The organism is Variovorax paradoxus (assembly GCF_029919115.1).
GTDB classification, from domain to species: domain Bacteria; phylum Pseudomonadota; class Gammaproteobacteria; order Burkholderiales; family Burkholderiaceae_C; genus Variovorax; species Variovorax paradoxus_O.
On sequence record NZ_CP123990.1, the window covers coordinates 4,073,377 to 4,096,333 of the forward strand.

Genomic DNA, 22,957 nt, shown 5'->3' on the forward strand with positions numbered 1-22,957 from the left:
GTTGCAGTCCTGCAACAAAGGGCTTGGGCGCTCCGTCAAACCATAATATGAAATGAAACAGGGTTTCGCCCGCTCACTTTTTGCTTGGGTTCAAATAGGCCGATGATCTTTTCGCTCGATCCCGCCTTGGCCGCAGCGGATGCGGCATTACGTACTCTTTTTGCGCGGCCCCACGCCACGCGGGCCATGCCACACCCGGCTCTGGCTCCAGGTGAAATGACTGATTCGGAGCGGCGTGAGGCCGGAGCGCTGATGCGGGTGAACCATGTCGGAGAAGTGTGTGCACAAGCGCTTTACACCGCACAGGCCGCAGTGGCGCGCGATCCGGTCCTGCGCGCCCGCTTGCTCGAAGCCTCGCACGAAGAAACCGACCATCTGGCATGGACGCAGCAGCGTCTGAACGAGCTCGGCGCCCGGCCTTCGGTTCTGAACCCCCTCTGGTATGCGGGTGCATTCGGCCTGGGCTTGGTAGCCGGACGCCTGGGAGACCCTTTGAGCCTGGGCTTCGTCGCAGAAACCGAACGCCAGGTGGAAGCCCATCTGGAGAGTCATCTGGGCCGTCTTCCGTCTGCCGATAGCGCCTCGAGGGCCGTGGTCGAGCAGATGAAGGTCGATGAAGCCCGGCATGCCGAACAGGCCATCGATGCGGGAGCCGTGGAATTGCCGGCCCCGGCCAAGGCCCTGATGCGATTCGCCTCCCGCGTAATGACCACGGTGGCGCACCGGATCTGAAGCGTGTCGCCTCAGGTTTCGATCAGGTCGAAGCTGGTGGTGATCTCGGCGGTCTTCGCAAGCATGATGCTCGCCGAGCAATAGGTCTCGTGGCTCATTGCGATGGCGCGCTCGACCGCAGCGGCGGGAATGCCCTTGCCCGCGACGGTGAAGTGCATGTGGATCTTCGTGAAGACCTTGGGGTCTTTTTCCGCGCGTTCGCTGGTCAGCTTGACGCTGCAGCGCTCCACGCGATGCCGGCCCCGCTTCAGGATGAGCACCACATCGTAAGCGGTGCAGCCGCCCGTGCCCGCCAGCACGGTTTCCATGGGCCTGGGGGCGAGGTTTTGGCCGCCGTTTTCGGGCTTTGCCGCATCCGGCGCGCCATCCATCGCCAATACATGCCCGCTGCCTGTTTCAGCCACGAACCCCATGGCAGAACGGGTGCCGGAATCGCCGGTCCAACTTACTGTGCATTCCATCTTGTCAGATCCAATCAAGATTGTTCAGTGAAAAAAGTTCGCTGAGACATCAATTTGTGTGTGGGAAAAGCGTCACTCGCTTGTTGCAACGCAGCAAACAACCGATATACTTTATTTCATCGCGCACGAAGCCGTGCGCACCGGTTGTCTCCTCCACCCTTCCAATTGGTGGATTTAGCCCCGAGCTGCAAGGCTCGGGGCTTTTTTCTTTGTGCCTTCAGATACCTGGAGACTGGCACCCACTCTAGTTTCGGCACCGCAAAGGGCAGTTGCTCTGGCTGCCCTGGCTGTTGCCGGTGTTGCCTCGGCTCAGTCGTCCGTCACGCTGTTCGGTGTGGTCGACGCGTCGATCAGCGGCTACTCGTCCACCTCGCGTGACTTCGGTGTGGTCGACGCGTCGATCAGCGGCTACTCGTCCACCTCGCGTGACATGTACAACGGCGTCTCGTACAACGCTTTCGGCGTTCCCGTCTACAACCCGTTCTACGTCAACCGGGGCAGCGTCAAAACCAGCAAGACGGTCATGGCCAATTCGGGCTACAACTCCAGCCGTCTGGGCTTCCGTGGTCGGGCTACAACTCCAGCCGTCTGGGCTTCCGTGGCACCGAAGACCTCGGCGGCGGCCTGGCAGCCAGCTTCTGGCTCGAAGCCCCAATCACCAACGACGACGGCGCAACCGGTGTTTCGACGTTCGCTCGTCGCTCGACCGTGAGCCTGTCGGGTGGTTTCGGTGAAGTCCGCCTCGGCCGTGACCGTGACTACACCCCCACGTTCTGGAACGACACCGTGTTCGATCCGTTCGGCACCAACGGCGTTGGCACCAACCTGATCTCGACGGCCAACGGCTTCAACAGTGTTCGATCCGTTCGGCACCAACGGCGTTGGCACCAACCTGATCTCGACGGCCAACGGCTTCAACACCGACGGCGGCGCTGGCGGTTTCGGCGGCAACCTCAATTCGACGCGCGCCAGCAATTCGATCGGCTACTTCCTGCCGCCGAACCTGGGTGGCTTCTACGGCCAAGTGATGTACGCGTTCCATGAGAAGACCAAGTACAGCCCTGGCCTCGCCACGCCCAATGTCGCAAACAACTCGCGCGCAGGCCGCTATGTCGGTGGCCGCTTCGGCTACGCCAACGGCCCGCTGGACGTTGCATTGGCCTATGGTCAAAGCACCGTGGGCGACGACTTCTACGCCGGCATGACCAACAAGGTCAACACGTTGAACCTCGGTGCTTCGTACGACTTCGGTCCCGCAAAGCTCTTCGGTGAACTGTCGCAAGCCAAGCTGAAGACCGACATCGACGGCAACTTCATCGTCCAGCCGGGCTCCGTGCCGTCGACCAAGCTCAATGGCTGGTTGCTGGGCGTGACGGTCCCCGTCGGCGCCGGCTTGATTCGCGCGTCGTACTCGGCCGTGAAGTACAAGACGGGCGGCACCGACGACTTGTTCTTCAACGACCAACGCAGCAATCCGAAGGCCAACAAGCTGGCTCTGGGCTATGTTCACAACCTGTCGAAGCGCACGGCCCTGTACGCAACGGTGGCTCGCGTGAGCAACAAGAACGGCGCATCGCTGTCGGTGGGCAACCAGCCCTTCATCGGCGGCAACGTCTTCACCCCGAAGACCTCGACCGGCTACGACTTCGGCATTCGCCACGCTTTCTGATCACCGTTGATCCGATGCTGGCTCCAGCCAGTTCGAGTCGATTCAGTGTCAAGCCGCCCAGCGCAAGCCGGGCGGCTTTTTGGCCTTGCTCAACTCACGCGGCCACGTCTGCTTTGCAGCAGGCCCACATTCATTTCACCGTTCAGGACCGAAGCATAGAACCGCTCGACCATGTTCACACTCGTGCGCGCATTGCGCGCCAGGGTCAGCATGTCGATGCCCTGCCCGTACAACAGCCGCAACGTGATTGCGGTGTGGCGCAGGCAATAGAGCGTTCTCGATTGGCCGAGCGGACCTTTCTCCAGCGCGGTAACTTCCAACGCCCAATGGAAAAGAAAGTTGAGCACCGCAAGAGCGTGTTCACGATTCTTCAATTGCGGCATGAAGATGTAGTCTTCCGCCCCGCCACAGCTTTGCTCGCGACGATGGGCAAGCAGGCATTCATAAACCCGCACCGCAGGACGCAAGCTCACGATGGGCTGGCTGTGCCGCTTGGTCTCGGGCAAGTTCATTCGCAAATAGACGTGCTTTGCGCGCACGACTTCAATGTGCTTGTGCTTCATGAGCTTGATATCGCTCGGACGAACGAAGGTGTTCACCATCCAGCGAATCAGCCAGGGAAGCTCCTCCGGCATGACGAGCAACTCGCGCGCGATCCAGAAGCGCTCGCCGGCGCTCAGTTGCTCGAGCACCGGATGCGGCTGCCCGCGCAACCTGCGTGCAGCCGCCACAACGGCACGGTACTCCGCAACGCTGAAGCTGCCGCGCGGCTGACTGCGCACCTTGACCTTCGGAAACGCCGGCGCGCTGCGAAGCACGCCGGTGTTCACGCCATGCGTGATCACTTTGCGCAGCAGTACCAGGTACTGCGCAATCGTCGTGCTGGTGAAGCCCTGCGCCCCCAGATGGTCGATCAGGCGTTGCGCATCAGCCGTGGCAAATGCCTGAGCCTGCACGGCACCCAGCAGCGGAACGATGTGGGCTCGCAACCTGTTGCCCATCACCTGCCAGGTGGGCCGACCAATTTCACCGCGCTGTACGCGCGCAGCCTCTGCTTGCATCAACCCTTTGGAGAGGTCGCTGACAGAAACTGATAACAAATTTTGCTCATCTGTTAACTGACTTGCGGACGGATGAATCGCGGGATAAGCACGCGCAAAAAATCCCGAATCGTTCGCGGCCGGGGCTCTTTGAATGAGGTTTATGACATTTGTGTCCATGTCATATCCACAAGCAATCCCGATGCCTCTTATCATCGTCAGTTATCAAATGAAAACTCCCTTGGAAAAAATCGTGCGCGATGCCCCTGTTCCGGCGCTGACGCCTGCCGACTATCTCAGAAAAATTTTGAACGCCCGCGTTTACGACGTGGCCGTCGAATCCGCACTCGAGAAAGCAAATGCGCTCAGCCAGCGGCTCGGCAACACCGTGCTGCTCAAGCGCGAAGACCAGCAGCCGGTTTTCAGCTTCAAGCTGCGCGGCGCGTACAACAAGATGGCGCATCTCACGTCCGAGCAGCTGGCGAGTGGCGTCATCTGCGCATCGGCCGGCAACCACGCACAAGGCGTTGCACTGGGCGCACGCAAGCTCGGTACGCGCGCGGTGGTGGTCATGCCGGTGACGACACCCCGGCTCAAGATCGATGCAGTACGCGGCTTCGGCGGCGAAGTCGTGCTGCATGGAGACAGCTATTCCGATGCCTATCTGCATGCACTCGAACTGCAGGCACAACAAGGCCTGACCTTCGTGCATCCGTTTGACGACCCCGACGTGATTGCGGGCCAGGGCACCATCGCGATGGAGATCCTGCGGCAGCATCAAGGCCGGCTCGATGCCGTCTTTGTCGCAATAGGCGGCGGCGGACTCATCTCGGGCGTGGCCAACTACATCAAGGCGGTACGTCCGGAGATCAAGATCATCGGCGTGCAGATGAACGACTCCGACGCAATGATGCAATCGGTGGCGGCGCATCAACGCGTGAGCCTGTCCGACGTCGGACTGTTTTCAGACGGCACCGCGGTCAAGCTCGTCGGCGAAGAAACGTTTCGCATTGCCAGCAACCTGGTCGATGAATACATTGCGGTCGACACCGACGCCGTCTGCGCGGCCATCAAGGACGTCTTCGTCGACACCCGCAGCATCGTGGAGCCGGCAGGCGCACTCGCGGTGGCCGCCATCAAGCAATACGTGGCCGGACATGGCCGCCATGGCGAAACCTACGCAGCCATCCTGTGCGGTGCCAACATGAACTTCGACCGCCTGCGCTTTGTCGCCGAACGCGCCGAGGTGGGCGAAGAGCGCGAGGCTCTGTTTGCGGTAACGATTCCAGAAGAGCGCGGCAGCTTCCGCCGCTTTTGCGAACTGGTCGGCGAGATGCCGGCGAGCGAGTCGCAAGAGGCGGGCTCCACCGGCGGCGCGCTGCGCAACGTGACGGAGTTCAACTACCGCATCAGCGATGCGGCCAAGGCGCATGTGTTCGTGGGCCTGACCACGTCGACGCGCGGCGAATCGACCACCATCGCGCAGACATTCAACGCCCACGGCTTCGACGCACTCGACCTTACCCACGATGAGCTTGCCAAGGAACACCTGCGGCATCTCGTGGGCGGGCGCACGGGCCTGGCGCATGACGAGCGGCTGCTGCGATTCGTCTTCCCTGAACGGCCGGGGGCGCTGCTCAAGTTTTTGAACCTGATGCGGCCGAACTGGAACATCAGCCTCTTCCACTACCGCAACCAGGGTGCCGACTACGGGCGCATTCTGGTGGGCTTGCAGGTGCCGGCCGGCGATGCAGCCGCCTTCGATGCCTTTCTCGAAACGCTGGGCTACCCCTACGTCGAGGAAACCGCGAATCCGGCGTATCGCCTGTTCCTGCAGGCCTGACCGAAGCTCCCTATTGCGCTGTTTGTGCAGGTGCCGGAGGTGGCACCTGTTGCGGCTGCTGCGATTGCTGCGCAGCCGCATCGGCAGGCGAAGGTGCAATCACCGGGGGAACCGCTGCCGGAAAGAGCCCGCTGGGCCGTGCCGCAGGTGAAGGCGCTGCCGGCATGCTCGGCAAGCCCGTGTTGCCGACGCTGATCGGCGCCCGCACGGGCAACTGCAACGTAAATGCCGCCGGCCCCTGCGCGCTGGTGCCGAGCGTCGCCGCACGCACGCCCACCGACTGCAGCACATAGTTGTCGCCGACACGCGAGCCGACACGGAACGGGCGCGGAGGCTTGCCGTCGATGGAGATCAGTGCGGCGCCCTGGTTGAAAGGATCGGCCACCACGCCCGAAAGCACAAAGCGGCTGGCTGCCTCGGGCGCCGAAGGCGCAGCTTCCGTTGCCGAAACCGCGCCCAGCAGCCTTGCGACCGCCTCCGCATCGGCCGACACCGGCGCTCGCGGCATTGTTGCCGCGGCCGCTACCGGCTCGGCCGGACTGGCGAGGCGAAGTCCCCAGAACACCGCGGCGCCGGCCGCCAGCGCCCAGAGTCCCGCGGTTGCAACAGGGGCGTGCCAACGGGCAGCGGAATAGGGACTTGTCATGGCCGCGGATTATCATGCAGCGCGCTTTCCGAAACATGTCATCCAAGCTATGAAAAAAATCCTTCGCGACGCAGCCCGCACCGCCCAGCGCGGCTTCACGCTGATCGAATTGATGGTGGTGCTGGTCATCATCGGCGTGCTCGCCGCGCTGATCGTGCCCAACGTGATCGAGCGCGCCGACGACGCCCGCGTGACCGCCGCCAGGACCGACATCAACAACCTGATGCAGGCCCTCAAGCTCTATCGCCTGGACAACCAGCGCTACCCCACGGCCGAGCAAGGCCTGCAGGCGCTGCTCACGCGCCCCACCGCCGGCCCTGCCGCACCCAACTGGAAACCCTACGTCGAGAAGCTGCCGAACGACCCGTGGGGCCATCCGTATCAATACATGAATCCGGGTATCAAGGGCGAAATCGACGTGCTCTCGCTCGGCGCCGATGGCCAGGCCGGCGGCGAGGGCAAGAATGCCGACATCGGCAGTTGGCAATAGCCAGGCTCGCGGCTTCACGCTGCTCGAGCTGATCGTGGTGATCGCGATCATCGCGATGGCCACCGCCGGCGTGAGCTTTGCGCTGCGCGACAGCAGCGCCGCCTCGCTCGACCGCGAGGCCGACCGGCTGGCCGCGCTGCTCGAATCGGCTCGCGCCCAATCGCGCGCAAGCGGCGTCGCGGTGCGATGGCGCATCGTGGAAGGCGGCGGCTTCGTCTTCGACGGATTGGCCCCCGATGCGCTGCCCAGCGGATGGGCTTCCAGCGGTATCACTGCCCAGGCTTCCCTGGCAGGCGGCGCCCCGGTTGCCGCCGTGCAGCTGGGCCCGGATCCGATCATTGCCGCACAGCAGATCGTCCTGTATTCCGAAGGCCCGCCCGCGCGGTCGCTGCGCATTGCGACCGACGGCCTGCGGCCTTTCACCGTCACCACGCCATGAGCAGCAGGCGGCGTTCGGCATACGGCGGATTCACGCTGATCGAAGTGCTGATTGCGCTCGGCATCGTTGCATTGGCGCTGGCGGCGGGTTCGCAGGCCACCATGTCGCTCACCCGCAATGCACAGCGCCAATCGGACCTGCTGCTGGCCGACCTGTGCGCCGAGAACGAGCTCGCCAAGGCGCGGCTCGCGCGGCAAATGCCGGCCGTGGGCGATTCGGGTTCGATCTGCGTTCAGGCTGGCGTTTCGTTCAACGTGACCACTTCCACCATCGCCACGCTGAACCCCAACTTCCGGCGGGTCGACGTGCAGGTGCGCGACGAAGCAAACGCGCCGGTGTTGCGCATCTCGACCGTGGTGGGCCGCTTCTGATGCGCCGCGCCGCACGCCAGAAAAAAAGCCGACGGGGCTTCACGCTGATCGAACTGCTCGTGGCCATTGCGGTGATGGCGCTGCTGGCGCTCGTGAGCTGGCGGGGGCTTGACGGCATGTCGCGCGCCACCACGCAAAACCAGCAACGCGCCGACGCAGTGTTGACGCTGCAGACCACACTCGCGCAATGGAGCGCCGATCTCGACGCGGTGACCGCGCTCGCGCAAACGCGCCCCATCGACTGGAACGGCCGCGTGTTGCGGCTCACACGGCGCGGCAGCGATGCGGCAGCGCCGGCCATGCACGTGGTCGCATGGACGCTGCGCTCCGGTGCCGACGGCACCCGCTGGCGGCGCTGGCAATCGCCGCCCTTCACCACGCGCGGCGAATGGCAGCAGGCCTGGAACATGGCCGCCTCCTGGGCGCAGGAAGGCGGCGCCGGCGAGGTCGCGCTGATGCCTGTGGACAGCTGGCAGCTCTACTACTTTCGCGAAAATACCTGGACGCCCGCGGGCGAGTTGCCGACCGGTGCGCCTAATCCGGCGAACCCGTCCAACCCGACAGGCGCGATCGTGAACATGCCGGACGGCATTCGCCTGGTGCTGAATCTCGCCCCTGGCGAAGGGCTGGCAGGCACGCTCACGCGCGACTGGGTCAAGCCCACGGTGGGAGCGCCGCGATCATGACCGCGCCCACCTTCGCCAGCCGCAGACAGCCGAACTGCCAACGCGGCGCCGCATTGCTCGCGGCAATGCTCACCGTGATGCTGGTCGCAACCTTCTCCGCCGCCGCGCTGTGGCAGCAATGGCGTTCGTCAGAGGTCGAGGCCGCGGAACGCGGGCGCGTGCAGGCCGCGTGGGTGCTGATTGGCGCACTCGACTGGTCGCGCCTCATCCTGCGCGAAGACGCCCTCACCGGCGGCCCCGACCACCTGGCCGAACCGTGGGCCGTGCCGCTCGCGGAGGCGCGGCTCACCAGTTTTCTGTCGGCCGAGAAAAACGTGGCAAGCGACAACCTCGAAGGCCTGCCGGACGCATTCCTGTCGGGCCGCATCGTCGATGCGCAATCCAAGCTCAATGTGCTGTCGCTGGTGGATGGCAACAAGCCTGTACCGGCGAGTGTTGCCACCTTCACCAAGCTGTTCAACATCCTGGGCCTGCCGGTGTCCGAGCTCGGCGCGATGACAAGCTCGCTCGTGCGCGCACTGGCAACAAGTACCGACCCGGCCGGCGGCGGCGATGCCGGCGCCGCGCCGCTCATGCCGCAAGAGGTGTCGCAGCTGGTGTGGCTCGGCCTTTCGCCCTCGACCGCAGCGGCCCTCGAGCCCTACGTGACGATCCTGCCGATTCGCACCCCCCTCAACATCAACACCGCAAGCGCCGAGGCCATCAGCGCCAGCTTGCCGTCCTTGACCATCAGCGATGCGCGCCAACTGGTAGAGAAGCGCACCCGCTCGTTCTTCAAGCAGATTGCCGATGCCAATGCCGCCCTCCCCAATGGCGGCACGCAGTTCAATGCGGCCCAGCACAGCGTGAGCACCCAGTTCTTCGAGGTCTACGGCCGGCTGCGGCTCGACCGCACCTGGGTGGAAGAGCGGTCGCTGCTGCAGCGCGACGGCGTCACCGTGAAGACCATCTGGCGCAATCGCGGGGCCGGAATGACGGCCCCTCCGGCTAAACCCTGAGTCCGGCTTCCTCCACCAGTTTTCCTGCACCAAAATCATTGCCTAACGCCCGTCGCAACTACGTCACACGCTACAAATAAAGTAGCGTCAATGCAATAAGCGCACCCCTACAATCAGCCGCCCTTCCGAAATCGAAATGACACCGCTGTTGCTCATCGCCCCCCTCCCTCCGGCGGACGCCGCGGGCGAGTACGACTGGGCCCAGGCCGGCGACGACGGCATCGCCTTGCGCGACCATGGCCGCGCCTTGCTCGCGCTGCTCCCGGCCAGCGCGGAAATCACGCTCGGCATTCCCGCCGCGGCGCTCTCGTGGCACCGCGTCACCTTGCCCAAGGGCAGCATGGGCAGCGCCTCCAAGCTGCGCGCCGTACTCGACGGCCTGCTCGAAGAACATCTGCTCGACGATCCCGAGGCGCTGCACTTTGCCCTCGAACCCGATGCCAAGGCCGGCGTGCCGGTGTGGGTGGCGGCCTGCAACCGCATCTGGCTGCGCAGCGTCGTGCAGGGGCTCGAATCGGCGGGGCGGCGCGTGATGCGCATCGTGCCTGAGTTCGCGCCACAGCCAGCGGACGGCCCGCCGCTCCTGCAGGTCACGGGCGAAGCCGAGGCACCGCAACTCACGGTGTGCGACGCCGACGGCGTGGTTTCGCTGCCGCTCGCGGGTGCCGGACTGGCGCTCTCCGGCAGCCTGCCGCTCGACACCGCCGTCATCACAGCCGAGCCCGCCGTCGCCCAGGCCGCCGAGCAACTGCTCGAGCGCCGGCTGCCCATCGTGCAGGCGCCCCAGCGTTGGCTGCAGGCCGCGCGTTCACCCTGGGAGCTTGCGCAGTTCGACCTCGCCGTCACGGGCCGCGCGCGCGCCGGCAAAAAATTCGCATCGGTGGTCCAGACGCTTCGCTACGCGCCCGAGTGGCGCGCCGCGCGCTGGGGCGTCATTGCCCTGCTGCTCACCCAGTTGGTCGGCCTCAACGCCTGGGCCTGGAAGGAACGCAGTGCCCTCGACGCCAAGCGCCAGGCTGTCAAGACCATGCTGACCGAGACTTTTCCCTCCGTGAAGCTGGTGGTCGATGCGCCCGTGCAAATGGCCCGCGAAGTCGCGGCACTGCAGCAGGCTGTGGGCGATGTGGCCGGCAGCGACTTCGAACCGATGGTTGGCGCGCTCGCCTCCAATCTTCCACCCGGCCGCATACCCACCGCCGTCGACTACAGCGCCGGCCAGCTGCGCCTGCGTGGCCTCGGCCTGCAGCCTTCCGAGCTCACAAGGCTTTCGGGTGCCATGGGCCCGCGTGGCTACAGCGTGCGTGCCGAAGGCGATCTGCTGCTGGTGCAAGCCGAGGCTTCGCGATGAACTTCACCGAACAACTCCGGGCCCGCTGGGCTGCGCTCGAGCTGCGCGAGCGGCGCATGGTTGGCGTTGCCGTGACGCTCGTGGCGCTCGCGCTGCTGTGGTGGATTGCGCTCGCCCCGGCGCTCCGAACGCTTGCAGCGGCCCGGGCCGAACACGCGCGGCTCGACGCGCAGTTGCAGCAGATGGCCACCTTGCAGAACCGCGCAAAGGCGCTGCAGGCCCAGCCCCGGCTGAACCGCGACGACGCACTGCGTGCCCTCGAAACTTCCGTGCGGCAGAGCCTGGGCACCAATGCCCAGCTCGTCACGGCCAGCGGCGACGGTGCCGCCACCGTCACGCTGCGCGCCACACCGGACGACCTCGCCGAGTGGCTCTCGCAGGCGCGCGGCAACGCCCACGCCGTGCCGCGCGAAGCCCACCTGACCCGGGCCGCCGCTGCGCCGCCGGCCGCGGGCAGCAAAGACCCGCAACCGCCGAAGCTGCGTTGGGAGGGCACGCTCGTGATGGCACTGCCCGCGGCCCGTTGAGCACGAGCACCGCCGCATGGTGACGCGCTCTTCACTCTCCGAACCGACGCCGCGCGGCGGCTGGCGCTGGGCCTTGCTCGGGATCGCGATCGGTGCGCTGCTCGCACTCGTCCTGTTCGCGCCGGCCCGCTGGCTGGCCTCGGCTCTTTCCAATTGGAGCCAGGGCCGGCTGTTGCTCGTCAACCCGCGCGGTACGGTCTGGAACGGTGCCGCAACAGTGGTGCTTGCAAGCGGTACGGGCGGCGCCGAAGCGGTGTCGCTGCCCGGCTCCCTCAACTGGCGCATGCGGCCCACCTGGAACGGCATGTTCGCCGCGCTCGACCTGCCCTGCTGCGCAGCCCGGCCGCTGCAGCTCAAGGCCAGCCCGCGCGCGGACGGCATGCAGCTGCAGTGGGGCGATGGCAGCTCACGGTGGCCCGCCACCTTGCTGACGGGCCTGGGTGCGCCCTGGAACACGCTCAAGCTCGAGGGCACGCTCGATCTTTCCACCAGGGCCCTCACGATGCAGTGGGACGGCCCCGTGCTGCGCATCGCAGGCCAGGCCACGCTCGACGCCACCGATGTGTCGTCGAGCCTGTCGACCCTGAAGCCGATGGGCAGCTACCGGCTCACGCTCGAGGGCGGCAACTGGCCCACCCTGCTGCTGAGCACGCGCGAAGGCAGCCTGCAGCTGAACGGCAGCGGCAGCTGGAACGGCACCGCCTTCCGCTTCAACGGCGAAGCCAGCGCCGCACCCGGCCGCGAAGACGCACTTTCCAATTTGTTGAACATCATCGGACGGCGTGACAACACGCGTTCGATCATCACCCTGGGTTGATCATGATGAAGCCATTGACTTCGCACGGCAGTCGCCTCGGCATCGTTGCACTCGCAGCGCAAATGCTGATCGCCGCCACCTTCCTGCAGGCCGTGCCGCCCGCGTTCGCGCAAGCCACCAGCCCCGATGCGCCGCGCCGTGGCGAACCCATCACGCTCAACTTTGCCAATGCCGACATCGAGGCCGTGGCCCGCACCATGGCGGTGGTGACCGGCCGCGACGTGGTGGTCGACCCGCGCGTCAAGGGCACGATGAACCTTGTCACCGACCGAGCCATTGCGCCGGCCGCCGCGTTCAATCAGTTCGCCTCTGCACTGCGCCTGCAGGGCTTTGCAGTGGTCGAGTCCGAAGGCCTCTACAAGGTGGTGCCCGAGGCCGACGCCAAGCTGCAGACCCAGACCGTCAACACGGCCACGCCCAGCGCAGGCTCGGTGGCCGGCAACCAGATCGTCACGCAGATCTTCAGGCTCAACTACGAGTCCGCCAACAGCTTGCTGCCGGTGCTGCGCCCGCTCATTCCGCCCAACAACACCATCAACGTGAACCCGGGCAACAACTCGCTCGTGATCACCGACTACGCGGACAACATGCGCCGCCTGAGCCGCATCATCGCGGCGCTCGACGTGCCGAACGCTTCGGACATCGAGGTGATTCCGCTCAAGCATTCCATTGCCACCGACATGCTGCCGCTGATCACCCGGCTGGTCGACGGCAGCGGCTCGGGCGCACCGGGCGCCGCCGCGCCGGGCACGGCCGACGCTTCGTTCCGCACCACCCTGCTCGCCGACCCGCGCAGCAATGCGCTGATCCTGCGCGCGGCCAATCCGGCCCGTGCGGCACTGGTGCGCACGCTGGTCGAGAAGCTCGACCGCGCGCCGGCCGAAAGCAGCAACGGCGCGGCCGGCAACATCTACGTGGTGTACCTGAAGAACGCCGATGCCGTGCGTCTTGCGGCCACGTTGCGCGCCGCCATGGCGGCCAACCAGCTGCCCGGCACGCCGGGTACGCCTGGCGCTGCGGGCGGCGGAGGCCAGGCACAGCCGCAAGCCAATATTCCGCAGCCCATGCAGCAGACGAGCCTCAGCGGCCAGGGCGGCTCGGCCGCCGCCAACGCACCGCTGAACAACGCCAACCAGCCTTCGACCGGCGGGCAGATCCAGGCCGACCCCTCGACCAACTCGCTGATCATCACCGCGCCCGAGCCGCAATACCGGCAGATGCGTGCGGTGATCGACAAGCTTGACGGCCGGCGCGCGCAAGTGATGATCGAGGCGCTGATCGTTGAGGTCAGCGCCAAGAAGGCTGCCAACTTCGGCGTGCAGTGGCAGAGCGCGCTCGGCAACAACGCCGTTATCGGCACCAATTCGAGCCTCGCCAGCGCCAACATCCTGGCGCTGACGCAGGCCCTGGCCACGCGCGACGTGGCCAATGTGCGGCCGTCGTCGGGGTTGAACCTCGGCATCGCCGGCAAGATCGGCGGGCAATACATCCTGGGCGCCATCGCCAACTTCTTCAACAGCGACGGCGACGCGAACGTGCTCTCGACGCCCAACCTGCTGACGCTGGACAACGAAGAGGCCAAGATCGTCATCGGCCAGAACGTGCCGTTCGTCACGGGCCAGTACGCCAGCACCTCGGGTTCGGTGGGCATCAACCCGTTCACCACCGTCGAACGCAAGGACGTGGGACTTACGCTGCGCGTGCGCCCGACCATCAACGAGAACGGCACCGTGAAAATGACCATCTTCCAGGAGACCTCGACCGTCGACCAGAACACGGTCAGCAACCCCAATGGTCCCACCACCAACAAGCGCTCCATCGAATCGAGCGTGCTGGTGGAGGACGGCGGCCTTGTCATGCTTGGAGGCCTGCTCTCGGACGACTACAACAACACGATCGAGAAGGTGCCCGTGGCGGGCGACATTCCGGTGCTCGGCAACCTGTTCAAGAACGAAATCCGGTCGCGCACCAAGAGCAACCTGATGATGTTCCTGCGCCCCGCGGTCATGCGCGACGGCGCCTCGACCGAAGCGTTTTCGTATGACCGCTACGACGAGATCCGCGGCATGCAGCAGCGCGCGCAACCGAACACCGACAACATCATGCTGCGCGGCGTCGACTCCGCGCCTGTTCTGCCCGAAGCACCGGCGCCGCGCCCCGACCGCACAAGCAGCAGCAACAGCAGCAGCGAACGCATCCAGGGCACGCAACTCATTCCGCCGCCGCGTCCGCCAGCCGATACGCGCAGCCTGCGCCCGAGTCCGCTGCGCGGCGCCTTGCCGCCCACGGCCGACCCGACCAGCTCGCGCGAACTGCCCTGAAGCCGCGGCCCGCCGCCCTAAGAAAACGCACCGCCGATCCCGCCCATGCGCCACCCCCTGCCCTACGCGTTCGCACGCAGCCAGCAGTTGCTGCTCGAAGAGGCCGACGACGGCCGCTACACGCTGTGGATGTCGAGCCACCCATCGCGCAGCGCGCTCGGCGAAGTCACGCGCAAGTACGGCGTGCAGGCCTTCGAAGTGCTGGCCGACGGCCCGCTCGCGCAGCGCATCAGCGCGGCCTATGCGCAAGGCGAATCGAGCGCCGCCGCGGTGGTGAGCGAGGTGCAGAGCGACGCCGACCTCTCGCGCATGATGCAGGAGCTGCCAGCTGTCGAAGACCTGCTGGAAAGCGCGGGCGATGCGCCCATCATCCGCATGCTGAACGCGCTGCTCACACAGGCCGCGCGCGACGGCGCAAGCGACATTCACATCGAGCCCTACGAGCGCACTTCGTCCGTGCGCTTTCGCATCGACGGCACGCTGCGCGAGGTGGTGCAGCCCAACCGCGCGCTGCACGCCGCGCTGATCTCGCGCCTGAAGATCATGGCCGACCTCGACATTTCCGAAAAGCGGCTGCCGCAGGACGGGCGCATCAGCCTTCGCATCGGCACCCGCGCGGTCGACGTGCGCGTTTCAACGCTGCCAAGCGCGCATGGAGAGCGCGCGGTGCTGCGCCTGCTGGACAAGACCGAATCGAAGCTCACGCTGGAATCGGTCGGCATGCAGGGCGACACGCTCGAGCGCTTTGAAAAACTCATCGCACAGCCGCACGGCATCATCCTGGTGACCGGCCCCACGGGTTCGGGCAAGACCACCACGCTGTACGCCGCGCTGGCCCGGCTCGACGCCAGCCGCAGCAACATCATGACGGTGGAAGACCCCATCGAATACGAACTGCCCGGCGTGGGCCAGACACAGATCAACGCCAAGATCGAGCTCACGTTTGCGAAAGCACTGCGGGCCATCCTGCGGCAGGACCCCGACGTGATCATGATCGGCGAGATCCGCGACTTCGAAACCGCGCAGATCGCCATTCAGGCCTCTCTCACCGGCCACCTGGTGCTCGCCACGCTGCACACGAACGACTCGGTCAGCGCCGTCACGCGCCTCACCGACATGGGGGTGGAGCCTTTCCTCCTGAGCTCATCTCTCCTGGGCGTGCTGGCCCAGCGCCTGGTGCGCAAGGTGTGCACGGCATGCGGGGGCGCCGGCTGCGAGGTCTGCGGCCAGACCGGCTACCAGGGCCGCACCGGCATCTTCGAATTGCTGGTGGCCGACGACGAAGTGCAGGCGCTCATCCACGGCAAGGCCGCCGAAAGCCAACTCTTCGAAGCCGGCGCGCGCGGCGGCCTGCGGTCGATGCGCGAGGACGGCGAGCGGCTGGTGCAGGCCGGCATCACGTCGCGTGCCGAACTGTTGCGGGTCACGCGCGAATAATCTCTTCGCTCTGCCATGCCCGCCTATTCCTTCGAAGCCATCGATGCCAGCGGCCAGTCGCGCGAGGGCGTGCTCGAGGCCGACACAGCGCGCAGCGCCCGCAGCCTGCTGCGCGCACAGGCGCTCATTCCGCTGTCGGTCACGCCGGTCGGCAGCAGCCATGTCAACGGCACGGGCAACGGGGGCCTGCGCCGGTGGCTCGGCGGCGGCGCAAGAATTTTCAATTCAACGGGCCTTGCGGTGTGGACGCGCCAGCTCGCGGGCCTCGTGTCTTCGGGCTTGCCGCTCGAACGCGCGCTGACCGCACTCACCGACGAAGCCGAGACCGAGCCGCAGCGCAATCTCGTCGCGTCGCTGCGCGCAGAGGTCAACGCGGGCTCGCCCTTCGCGCGTGCACTCGCGGCCCACCCGCGCGAGTTCTCGCCCATCTACACGGCCGTGATCGGCGCGGGTGAGCAGAGCGGCAATCTCGGTCTCGTGCTCGACCGGCTTGCCGACGACCTGGAAGAGCGGCAGGCGCTGCAGCAGAAGCTCGTCGGCGCGGCGCTCTACCCGGCCATCGTCACGCTGGTGGCCATCGTGATCGTGATCTTTCTGGTGAGCTATGTGGTGCCGCAGGTGGCGCAGGTGTTCGCGGGTACCAAGCGCTCGCTGCCTTTTCTCACCACGGTGATGCTGTCGCTGAGCGCGGCGGTGCGCAACTACGGCTGGTGGATGCTGGGCGGCGTGGTGTTCGCTGCCATTGCCGCGCGACTGGCGCTGGCGCAAGAAGCCTTCCGCCTGAAGTTCGATGCCGCGTGGCTCAAGCTGCCGCTGGTCGGCAAGCTCGCGCGGGGCTACAACGCGGCGCGCTTTGCAAGCACGCTGGCCATGCTCGCGACTGCGGGTGTGCCGATCTTGCGTGCGCTGCAGGCCGCATCCGAAACGCTGGGCAACCGCGCAATGCGCGCGGACGCGCTCGACGCGCTGGTGCTGGTGCGCGAAGGCGCGCCGCTCGCCTCGGCACTGGCGCAGAAAAAGCGCTTTCCAGGGCTGGTGTCGATGTTCGCCCGCCTCGGCGAGCAGACCGGCACGCTGCCACTGATGCTGCAGCGCGCGGCCAACCAGCTCGGCGCCGAAGTGCAGCGCCGCGCAATGCACCTGGCCACCATTCTCGAGCCGCTGCTGATCGTGGCCATGGGCGGCGTGGTGATGCTCATTGTGCTGGCGGTGATGCTGCCTATCATCCAGCTGAACCAGTTCGTCAAGTAACCCCGCCAGGGAATCCGAAAAACCTCATGCCCGTCACGCTCGAAGACAAGCTCGTGGTCGCGATATCGTCGCGCGCGCTGTTCAACCTTGAAGAAGAAAACAAGATCTTCGAGGCCGGCGACAACGAGGGCTACATGAAGCTGCAGCTCGACCGCATCGACGTGCCGGCCGCACCGGGCATTGCCTACTCGCTGATCCGCAAGCTGCTGCGCTTCAACGACGACGGCGTGCAGCGCGTCGAGGTGGTCATTCTTTCGCGCAACGATCCGGTCTCGGGCATGCGCATCTTCCGCTCCAGCGCGGCCGCCGACATCAAGCTGCAGCGCGGCGTGTTCACTCAGGGCCGCCCGCCCTTCGGCTACCTGCGGCCGCTGCGCGCGCACCTGTTCCTGTCGGTCAACGCGCAGGACGTGCGCGAGGCGCTCAACGCGGGCTTTCCGGCCGCTCGGGTGCTGGTCGAATCGGTCAAGGCCAGCGATGCCTGGCCCAACGAAGTGCGCATTGCCTTCGACGGCGACGCGGTGCTGTTTTCCGACGAAGCCGAGCGCGTGTTCCAGGCCGAGGGCCTGGACGCATTCCAAGCGCACGAACTCAGCAAGGCCGACCTGCCGCTGCCCGAAGGCCCGTTCAAGCCGCTGCTCTCCGCGCTGCATCGGCTGCAGATGGCCGGCAATGCGCAGATGCGCATTCGCACCGCACTGGTTACCGCACGCAGCGCGCCCGCGCACGAACGCGCGATTCGCACGCTCATGAAGTGGAACATCCGCGTCGATGAAGCGATGTTCCTCGGCGGTTTGCCAAAAGGCGAATTCCTGCGCGAATTCGAACCCGACTTCTTCTTCGACGACCAGACCGGCCACGTCGACGCCGCGGCACGCCACGTGCCGGCCGGCCACGTCTCCAGCGGCATCAGCAACGAGGGCTGAGCCTCTTGCGGTGCGGGCGCCATTGCGGCGCCCCGCTCCGGTGGTGCGTCTCGCGCCTTCGCGTTGTCATCGCTCCTTCATGGCGATGTAACGGGTTCTCCCTAGTCTTGCGGTCTGTCCGGTGCGCGGTGCCTTCATGGCGCCATTTTTTTTTCCGCATCCGAGCGCACACACCACAACACCAAGGAAACCCATCATGCGATTTTCATTTCCCTCCGTGCGGCTCTTTTCCGCACTGGCCCTGGCCTGCGCTCTTTCCGCCTGCGGTGGCGGCGACGGAGGCGGCGGTTTTTCGGGCTTCCTGCCCGGCGGCGGCGCGCCCACCACACCAGGTACGCCCGACACGCCGGCCAATCCGAACCCGCCCGCACCGGACACGGGCGTGAAGCCCGAGATGCGCTGCGCGCCCTGAGCGCCCATTGCAACAACTTGCACAGCCCATCCCAGCGCCCGACCGCAAACCCCAAGACCAAACAAAACAAGCCATGAACTCACGCCGCAAATTCCTGCAGGGCACGGCCACCACCGGTGCCGCCGCGCTTGCACTCGCCGCCTTTCCGCCCAGCATCCGCCGCGCCTTGGCCATTCCGGCCAACAACAAGACCGGCACCATCCAGGACGTCGAGCACATCGTCATCCTCATGCAGGAGAACCGTTCGTTCGACCACTACTTCGGCACGCTCATGGGCGTCCGCGGCTTTGGCGACCGGTTCACCATTCCGCTGCCCAACGGACGCAGCGTGTGGCAGCAACTCGACGACGCCGGCAAGGAAGTGCTGCCCTATCACCTGGACGGCTCCAAAGGCAATGCGCAACGCGTGGCCGGCACGCCGCACAGCTGGAGCGACGGCCAGGCTGCATGGGCCGGCGGGCGCATGCACGAATGGGTGAAATACAAGAAGACCAAGACGGCGCCCTTCACCCAATCGATGGGCTACCTCAACGATGCGGAACTGCCGTTTCAATTTGCGCTGGCCGACGCCTTCACGATCTGCGACGCGTACCACTGCAGCATGCACACCGGCACCAATTCGAACCGCATGTTTCTCTGGACCGGCACCAACGGCCCCACGGGCGCGAATGTGGCCACGGTCAACAACGAGTGGGACGGCATCGACAGCTCCGCCAACGGCTACACCTGGAAGACCTACCCCGAGCGCCTGCAGGAAGCCAAGGTCAGCTGGATCGTCTACCAGAACATGCCCGACAACTTCACCGACAACTCGCTGGCCGGCTTCAAGCAGTACCGCCTCGCCAACGAAGCTTCGGGCAAGCCCGTGAGCAACGACGTGGCCTCGCCCGCCTACGACCCGGCCAGCGACGACGCCGGCAATCCGCTCTACAAGGGCATTGCCAACACCATGCCCGACGGCGGCTTTCTCGAGCGGTTCCGCCAGGACATCAAGAACGGCAAGCTGCCCCAGGTGTCGTGGATCGTTGCGCCCGCCACCTATTCCGAGCACCCCGGCCCTTCGAGCCCCGTGCAGGGGGGCTGGTACATCCAGGAAACGCTCGACGCGCTCACGGCGGTGCCCGAGGTGTGGAGCAAGACCGTGTTCATCATCAACTTCGACGAGAACGACGGCTACTTCGACCACGTTCCCTCGCCGGCCGCCCCGTCCATCAACGCCGACGGCACGCCAGCTGGCAAGACCACGCTGCCGCTCGAAGCGCTCGCTCCCGAATACTTCAACCATCCGAATCCGCCCGGCACCACCGACCAGCCGCCGCCTGACGGCCGCGTGTACGGCCCCGGCGTGCGCGTGCCGATGTATGTGGTGTCGCCCTGGAGCCGCGGCGGCTGGGTCGACTCGCAGGCCTTCGACCACACCTCTGTGATCCGCTTCATCGAGGCGCGCTTCGGCGTGAAGGAAACGAACATCAGCGGCTTCCGCCGTGCGGTGTGCGGCGATCTCACCAGCGCCTTCAACTTCGCCTCGCCCAACGACGAAGCACTCCCCACGCTCGCAGGCCGCAAGACCAAGGCGCAGGCCGACCAGCTGCGCACGGACCAGGAGGCACTTTCGCAAGTGCCTTTTCCGGCGCTGCCGCAACTGCCGCTTCAAGCCAAAGGCACGCGCCCCTCGCGCGCGCTGCCCTACGAGCTGCACACGAGCGCCCGCATCGACGCCACGGGCGGAAAAACCCAACTGCTGTTCGCCAACACCGGCACGGCCGCCGCGGTGTTCCACGTGTACGACAAGCTCAACCTCGACCGCCTGCCCCGCCGCTACACGGTCGAGCCCGGCAAGACGCTGGACGACACGTGGAACTCGATGAGCGACAACAGCGGCTTCTACGACCTGTGGGTGCTCGGGCCGAATGGCTTCCACCGGCACTTCAAGGGCGACCTGAACGCCCTTCGCAGCGGCGACGCGGCCGCGCCTGAAGTGCGCGTGTGCTACGACATTGCCAACGGCAACGTGTACCTGGAAATGCTCAACGGCGGCAAGAACGCCTGCAAGTTCACCGTGCGCGCCAAGGCCTATCGCACCGACGGCCCGTGGACCGCAACGGTGGCGGGTGGCGCCAAGGCCGAACTGCACTGGGACCTGGCAGCCAGCGGCGCCTGGTACGACTTTGCGGTGAGCTGCGATGCCGACACCAGCTTCGTGCGCCGCTTTGCGGGGCGCGTGGAAACCGGCAAGCACTCGGTGAGCGATCCGGCCATGGGCCTGGCCGACCTGTGAGGGCTGCACGCGTAATGAACTCACGCCGCAGGTTTCTCACGGGCACCGCTACCACCGGTGCCGCAGCGCTCGCGCTCTCGGCCTTTCCGCCGAGCATTCGCCGCGCCTTGGCCATTCCGGCCAACAACAAGACCGGCACCATCCAGGACGTCGAGCACATCGTCATCCTCATGCAGGAGAACCGTTCGTTCGACCACTACTTCGGCACGCTCATGGGCGTGCGCGGCTTTGGCGACCGGTTCACCATTCCGCTGCCCAAGGGATTGAACGTGTGGCAGCAGACCGACGCCAGCGGCAAGCTGGTGCTGCCCTACCACCTGGACAGCCGCAAGGGCAACGCGCAGCGCGACGGCGGCACGCCCCACGACTGGGCCGACAGCCAGAACGCCTGGGACAGCGGCCGCATGTACCAGTGGCCACGCTACAAGACCAGCAAGGCCATGGGCTACCACAAGCAGGCGGAGATCCCGTTCCAGTTTGCGCTGGCCAACGCCTTCACGCTCTGCGATGCGTACCACTGCAGCATGCACACCGGCACCGACGCCAACCGCGCCTTTCATCTCACCGGAACCAACGGCGCCATTCCCACCAACACGGCCTTCGTCAAGAACGAGTGGGACTGGATCGACGGGCGACCAGAGTCGGTGAATACCGGCTACACATGGAAGACCTATGCCGAACGGCTCGAAGAAGCCGGCGTGCGCTGGATCAGCTACCAGAACATGCCCGACGAATGGGGCGACAACATGCTGGGTGCCTTCCGGCAGTTTCGCCAGGCGAACCTCGATTCGGGCTTTCCGGTGTCCAGCGGCGGCGAGCCGAACTCGCCCTATGCCGATACCGGCCAACCGCTGCCCTACCGCGCCTATGACCGAGCGACCGACGATGCGAAGAGTCCGCTCTACAAGGGTGTGGCCAACACGCTGCCGGGCACCCGGCCGGAGGACTACCTCGACGCCTTCAGGCGCGATATTCGCGAAGGCAATCTACCCCAGGTGTGCTGGATGAACGCCCCGTCGATCTACTGCGAGCACCCGGGCCCGTCGAGCCCGGTGCAGGGCGCATGGTTCCTGCAAGAGGTGCTGGACTCGCTCACCGCCGTGCCCGAGATCTGGAGCAAGACCGTGCTGCTCGTCAACTTCGACGAGAACGACGGCTACTTCGACCACGCGCCTTCGCCTTCGGCGCCATCGCCGCTGGGCGACGGCACCTTCGCCGGCAAAACCACATTGCCCGCCGCAGACCTGGCCCCCGAGTACTTCACCCATGCGGCGCCACCCGGCAGCACCAAGCAGCCCGCGCCCGACGGCCGCGTTTACGGCCCTGGCCCGCGCGTGCCGATGTACGTGATCTCGCCCTGGAGCCGCGGCGGCTGGGTCAACTCGCAGGCCTTCGACCACACATCGGTGATCCGCTTCATCGAAGCGCGCTTCGGCGTCAAGGAGCCCAACATCGGCGCATTCAGGCGCACGGTGTGCGGCGACCTCACGAGCGCCTTCAACTTTGCCAACCCCAACGACGAGCCTCTGCCCACGCTGGCGGGCCGCAGCACCCGCGACCAGGCCGACCAGCTTCGGCTGAGCCAGGAGGCGCTGGGCCAGGTGCCGCTGCCGATCGACCCGCAACTGCCGCGCCAACCGACCGGCACCCGCCCGTCGCGTGCGCTGCCGTACGAGCTGCATGCCAGTGCGCGCGCCGACGCGGCTGCCGGCACCGTGCAATTGCTGTTCGCGAACGGCGGCAAGGCAGGCGCGGTGTTCCATGTGTACGACAAGCTCAACCTCGGCCGCCTGCCGCGCCGCTACACGGTGGAAGCCGGCAAGACGCTCGACGACACCTGGAATTCGGCCGTCGACAACAGCGGCTTCTACGACCTGTGGGTGCTCGGGCCCAACGGCTTTCACCGCCATTTCAAGGGCAACCTGGACGCACTGCGCACGAGCGGCGCGATCCCTGAAGTGCGTGTGTGCTACGACATTGCCAACGGCAACGTGTACCTCGACATGCGCAACGGCGGAACAAAGAGCTGCAAGTTCACTGTGAGCGCCAAGGCTTACCGCAGCGATGGCCCGTGGGTCGCAACCGTCGATGGCGGCGCCGCGGCCGAACAGCATTGGGAGCTTGCCACCAGCGGCCAGTGGTACGACTTCGCGGTCACCTGCGATGCCGACCCCGGCTACCTGCGCCGCTTTGCCGGCCGTGTGGAAACCGGCAGGCACACCGTGAGCGATCCGGCGATGGGCCTGGTCGACCTGTAGCTGCGCA

General features: G+C 66.0%; 20 protein-coding genes and 1 pseudogene. 18 read left to right on the forward strand and 3 right to left on the reverse strand.

Features of this window, described 5'->3' with window-relative positions; genetic code table 11:
* Positions 1 to 102: 102 nt before the first annotated feature.
* Positions 103 to 732, forward strand: a complete 630-nt coding sequence (gene coq7 / locus QHG62_RS19635) for a 2-polyprenyl-3-methyl-6-methoxy-1,4-benzoquinone monooxygenase (RefSeq protein WP_281147361.1) — start codon at positions 103 to 105, stop codon at positions 730 to 732.
* An 11-nt stretch (positions 733 to 743) separates the two neighbouring features.
* On the opposite strand, the gene QHG62_RS19640 is transcribed toward coq7, so the two are convergent.
* Positions 744 to 1,193 carry an OsmC family protein gene (locus QHG62_RS19640; RefSeq protein ID WP_281147363.1) on the reverse strand — a complete coding sequence of 150 codons (450 nt, stop codon included), beginning with the start codon at positions 1,191 to 1,193 and terminating at the stop codon, positions 744 to 746.
* 232 nt (positions 1,194 to 1,425) lie between these two features.
* Here QHG62_RS19640 and QHG62_RS19645 point away from each other — a divergent pair.
* Positions 1,426 to 2,862, forward strand: a pseudogene (locus QHG62_RS19645) (porin).
* Positions 2,863 to 2,951: 89 nt separating this feature from the next.
* Here the strand turns inward: QHG62_RS19645 and QHG62_RS19650 are convergent.
* Positions 2,952 to 4,082: a hypothetical protein gene (locus QHG62_RS19650; protein ID WP_281147365.1), complete on the reverse strand. Its 1,131-nt coding sequence runs from the start codon at positions 4,080 to 4,082 to the stop codon at positions 2,952 to 2,954.
* A 49-nt stretch (positions 4,083 to 4,131) separates the two neighbouring features.
* Between QHG62_RS19650 and ilvA the strand changes: the two genes are divergently transcribed.
* Positions 4,132 to 5,745 carry a threonine ammonia-lyase, biosynthetic gene (gene ilvA / locus QHG62_RS19655; RefSeq protein WP_281147367.1) on the forward strand — a complete coding sequence of 538 codons (1,614 nt, stop codon included), beginning with the start codon at positions 4,132 to 4,134 and terminating at the stop codon, positions 5,743 to 5,745.
* 10 nt (positions 5,746 to 5,755) lie between these two features.
* On the opposite strand, the gene QHG62_RS19660 is transcribed toward ilvA, so the two are convergent.
* Entirely contained in the window at positions 5,756 to 6,391 is a 636-nt protein-coding gene (locus QHG62_RS19660; protein ID WP_281147368.1) for a type II secretion system protein N, read from the reverse strand.
* Between the two features lie 49 nt (positions 6,392 to 6,440).
* Between QHG62_RS19660 and gspG the strand changes: the two genes are divergently transcribed.
* The 15 genes from gspG to QHG62_RS19735 all read left to right on the forward strand — a co-directional run bounded on the left by gspG (position 6,441) and on the right by QHG62_RS19735 (position 22,950).
* Entirely contained in the window at positions 6,441 to 6,881 is a 441-nt protein-coding gene (gene gspG / locus QHG62_RS19665) for a type II secretion system major pseudopilin GspG (protein ID WP_281147370.1), read from the forward strand.
* Positions 6,856 to 7,320: a type II secretion system protein gene (locus tag QHG62_RS19670; RefSeq protein ID WP_281147371.1), complete on the forward strand. Its 465-nt coding sequence runs from the start codon at positions 6,856 to 6,858 to the stop codon at positions 7,318 to 7,320. The genes gspG and QHG62_RS19670 overlap by 26 nt, the downstream gene beginning before the upstream one ends.
* Positions 7,317 to 7,691: a type II secretion system minor pseudopilin GspI gene (gene gspI, locus QHG62_RS19675; protein WP_281147372.1), complete on the forward strand. Its 375-nt coding sequence runs from the start codon at positions 7,317 to 7,319 to the stop codon at positions 7,689 to 7,691. The genes QHG62_RS19670 and gspI overlap by 4 nt, the downstream gene beginning before the upstream one ends.
* Positions 7,691 to 8,377 (forward strand): PulJ/GspJ family protein, encoded by a 687-nt coding sequence (locus tag QHG62_RS19680; protein WP_281147373.1) that lies wholly within the window; start codon positions 7,691 to 7,693, stop codon positions 8,375 to 8,377. Before gspI ends, QHG62_RS19680 begins: the two co-directional genes overlap by 1 nt.
* Positions 8,374 to 9,375, forward strand: coding sequence for a type II secretion system minor pseudopilin GspK (gene gspK / locus QHG62_RS19685; protein WP_281147374.1), 1,002 nt, complete (start codon positions 8,374 to 8,376; stop codon positions 9,373 to 9,375). The genes QHG62_RS19680 and gspK overlap by 4 nt, the downstream gene beginning before the upstream one ends.
* 136 nt (positions 9,376 to 9,511) lie before the next feature.
* A complete protein-coding gene (gene gspL, locus QHG62_RS19690; protein WP_281147375.1) occupies positions 9,512 to 10,723 on the forward strand; it encodes a type II secretion system protein GspL in 1,212 nt (403 codons plus the stop codon).
* Positions 10,720 to 11,250, forward strand: a complete 531-nt coding sequence (gene gspM / locus QHG62_RS19695) for a type II secretion system protein GspM (RefSeq protein WP_281147376.1) — start codon at positions 10,720 to 10,722, stop codon at positions 11,248 to 11,250. Before gspL ends, gspM begins: the two co-directional genes overlap by 4 nt.
* Before the next feature lie 16 nt (positions 11,251 to 11,266).
* Positions 11,267 to 12,067, forward strand: coding sequence for a type II secretion system protein N (gspN, locus tag QHG62_RS19700; protein ID WP_281147377.1), 801 nt, complete (start codon positions 11,267 to 11,269; stop codon positions 12,065 to 12,067).
* Between the two features lie 2 nt (positions 12,068 to 12,069).
* Entirely contained in the window at positions 12,070 to 14,388 is a 2,319-nt protein-coding gene (gene gspD, locus QHG62_RS19705) for a type II secretion system secretin GspD (RefSeq protein WP_281147378.1), read from the forward strand.
* A gap of 45 nt (positions 14,389 to 14,433) precedes the next feature.
* Positions 14,434 to 15,825, forward strand: a complete 1,392-nt coding sequence (locus QHG62_RS19710; RefSeq protein ID WP_157612340.1) for a GspE/PulE family protein — start codon at positions 14,434 to 14,436, stop codon at positions 15,823 to 15,825.
* A 15-nt stretch (positions 15,826 to 15,840) separates the two neighbouring features.
* Positions 15,841 to 17,076: a type II secretion system inner membrane protein GspF gene (gene gspF / locus QHG62_RS19715; protein WP_281147379.1), complete on the forward strand. Its 1,236-nt coding sequence runs from the start codon at positions 15,841 to 15,843 to the stop codon at positions 17,074 to 17,076.
* Positions 17,077 to 17,102: 26 nt separating this feature from the next.
* Positions 17,103 to 18,002, forward strand: coding sequence for a 5'-nucleotidase (locus QHG62_RS19720; RefSeq protein WP_258504304.1), 900 nt, complete (start codon positions 17,103 to 17,105; stop codon positions 18,000 to 18,002).
* Positions 18,003 to 18,198: 196 nt separating this feature from the next.
* Entirely contained in the window at positions 18,199 to 18,414 is a 216-nt protein-coding gene (locus QHG62_RS19725) for a hypothetical protein (RefSeq protein ID WP_281147380.1), read from the forward strand.
* Between the two features lie 73 nt (positions 18,415 to 18,487).
* On the forward strand, positions 18,488 to 20,692 hold the full coding sequence (locus QHG62_RS19730) for a phosphocholine-specific phospholipase C (RefSeq protein WP_281147381.1): 2,205 nt from the start codon (positions 18,488 to 18,490) through the stop codon (positions 20,690 to 20,692).
* A gap of 14 nt (positions 20,693 to 20,706) precedes the next feature.
* On the forward strand, positions 20,707 to 22,950 hold the full coding sequence (locus QHG62_RS19735) for a phosphocholine-specific phospholipase C (RefSeq protein ID WP_281147382.1): 2,244 nt from the start codon (positions 20,707 to 20,709) through the stop codon (positions 22,948 to 22,950).
* Positions 22,951 to 22,957 lie beyond the last annotated feature (7 nt).

Bases quoted from the DNA above. Each gene is read 5' to 3' on its own strand.
- coq7 (WP_281147361.1), top strand. From the start codon at position 103: ATGATCTTTTCGCTCGATCCCGCCTTGGCCGCAGCGGATGCGGCATTA.
- QHG62_RS19640 (WP_281147363.1), bottom strand. From the start codon at position 1,193: ATGGAATGCACAGTAAGTTGGACCGGCGATTCCGGCACCCGTTCTGCC.
- QHG62_RS19650 (WP_281147365.1), bottom strand. From the start codon at position 4,082: ATGGACACAAATGTCATAAACCTCATTCAAAGAGCCCCGGCCGCGAAC.
- ilvA (WP_281147367.1), top strand. From the start codon at position 4,132: ATGAAAACTCCCTTGGAAAAAATCGTGCGCGATGCCCCTGTTCCGGCG.
- QHG62_RS19660 (WP_281147368.1), bottom strand. From the start codon at position 6,391: ATGACAAGTCCCTATTCCGCTGCCCGTTGGCACGCCCCTGTTGCAACC.
- gspG (WP_281147370.1), top strand. From the start codon at position 6,441: ATGAAAAAAATCCTTCGCGACGCAGCCCGCACCGCCCAGCGCGGCTTC.
- QHG62_RS19670 (WP_281147371.1), top strand. From the start codon at position 6,856: ATGCCGACATCGGCAGTTGGCAATAGCCAGGCTCGCGGCTTCACGCTG.
- gspI (WP_281147372.1), top strand. From the start codon at position 7,317: ATGAGCAGCAGGCGGCGTTCGGCATACGGCGGATTCACGCTGATCGAA.
- QHG62_RS19680 (WP_281147373.1), top strand. From the start codon at position 7,691: ATGCGCCGCGCCGCACGCCAGAAAAAAAGCCGACGGGGCTTCACGCTG.
- gspK (WP_281147374.1), top strand. From the start codon at position 8,374: ATGACCGCGCCCACCTTCGCCAGCCGCAGACAGCCGAACTGCCAACGC.
- gspL (WP_281147375.1), top strand. From the start codon at position 9,512: ATGACACCGCTGTTGCTCATCGCCCCCCTCCCTCCGGCGGACGCCGCG.
- gspM (WP_281147376.1), top strand. From the start codon at position 10,720: ATGAACTTCACCGAACAACTCCGGGCCCGCTGGGCTGCGCTCGAGCTG.
- gspN (WP_281147377.1), top strand. From the start codon at position 11,267: ATGGTGACGCGCTCTTCACTCTCCGAACCGACGCCGCGCGGCGGCTGG.
- gspD (WP_281147378.1), top strand. From the start codon at position 12,070: ATGATGAAGCCATTGACTTCGCACGGCAGTCGCCTCGGCATCGTTGCA.
- QHG62_RS19710 (WP_157612340.1), top strand. From the start codon at position 14,434: ATGCGCCACCCCCTGCCCTACGCGTTCGCACGCAGCCAGCAGTTGCTG.
- gspF (WP_281147379.1), top strand. From the start codon at position 15,841: ATGCCCGCCTATTCCTTCGAAGCCATCGATGCCAGCGGCCAGTCGCGC.
- QHG62_RS19720 (WP_258504304.1), top strand. From the start codon at position 17,103: ATGCCCGTCACGCTCGAAGACAAGCTCGTGGTCGCGATATCGTCGCGC.
- QHG62_RS19725 (WP_281147380.1), top strand. From the start codon at position 18,199: ATGCGATTTTCATTTCCCTCCGTGCGGCTCTTTTCCGCACTGGCCCTG.
- QHG62_RS19730 (WP_281147381.1), top strand. From the start codon at position 18,488: ATGAACTCACGCCGCAAATTCCTGCAGGGCACGGCCACCACCGGTGCC.
- QHG62_RS19735 (WP_281147382.1), top strand. From the start codon at position 20,707: ATGAACTCACGCCGCAGGTTTCTCACGGGCACCGCTACCACCGGTGCC.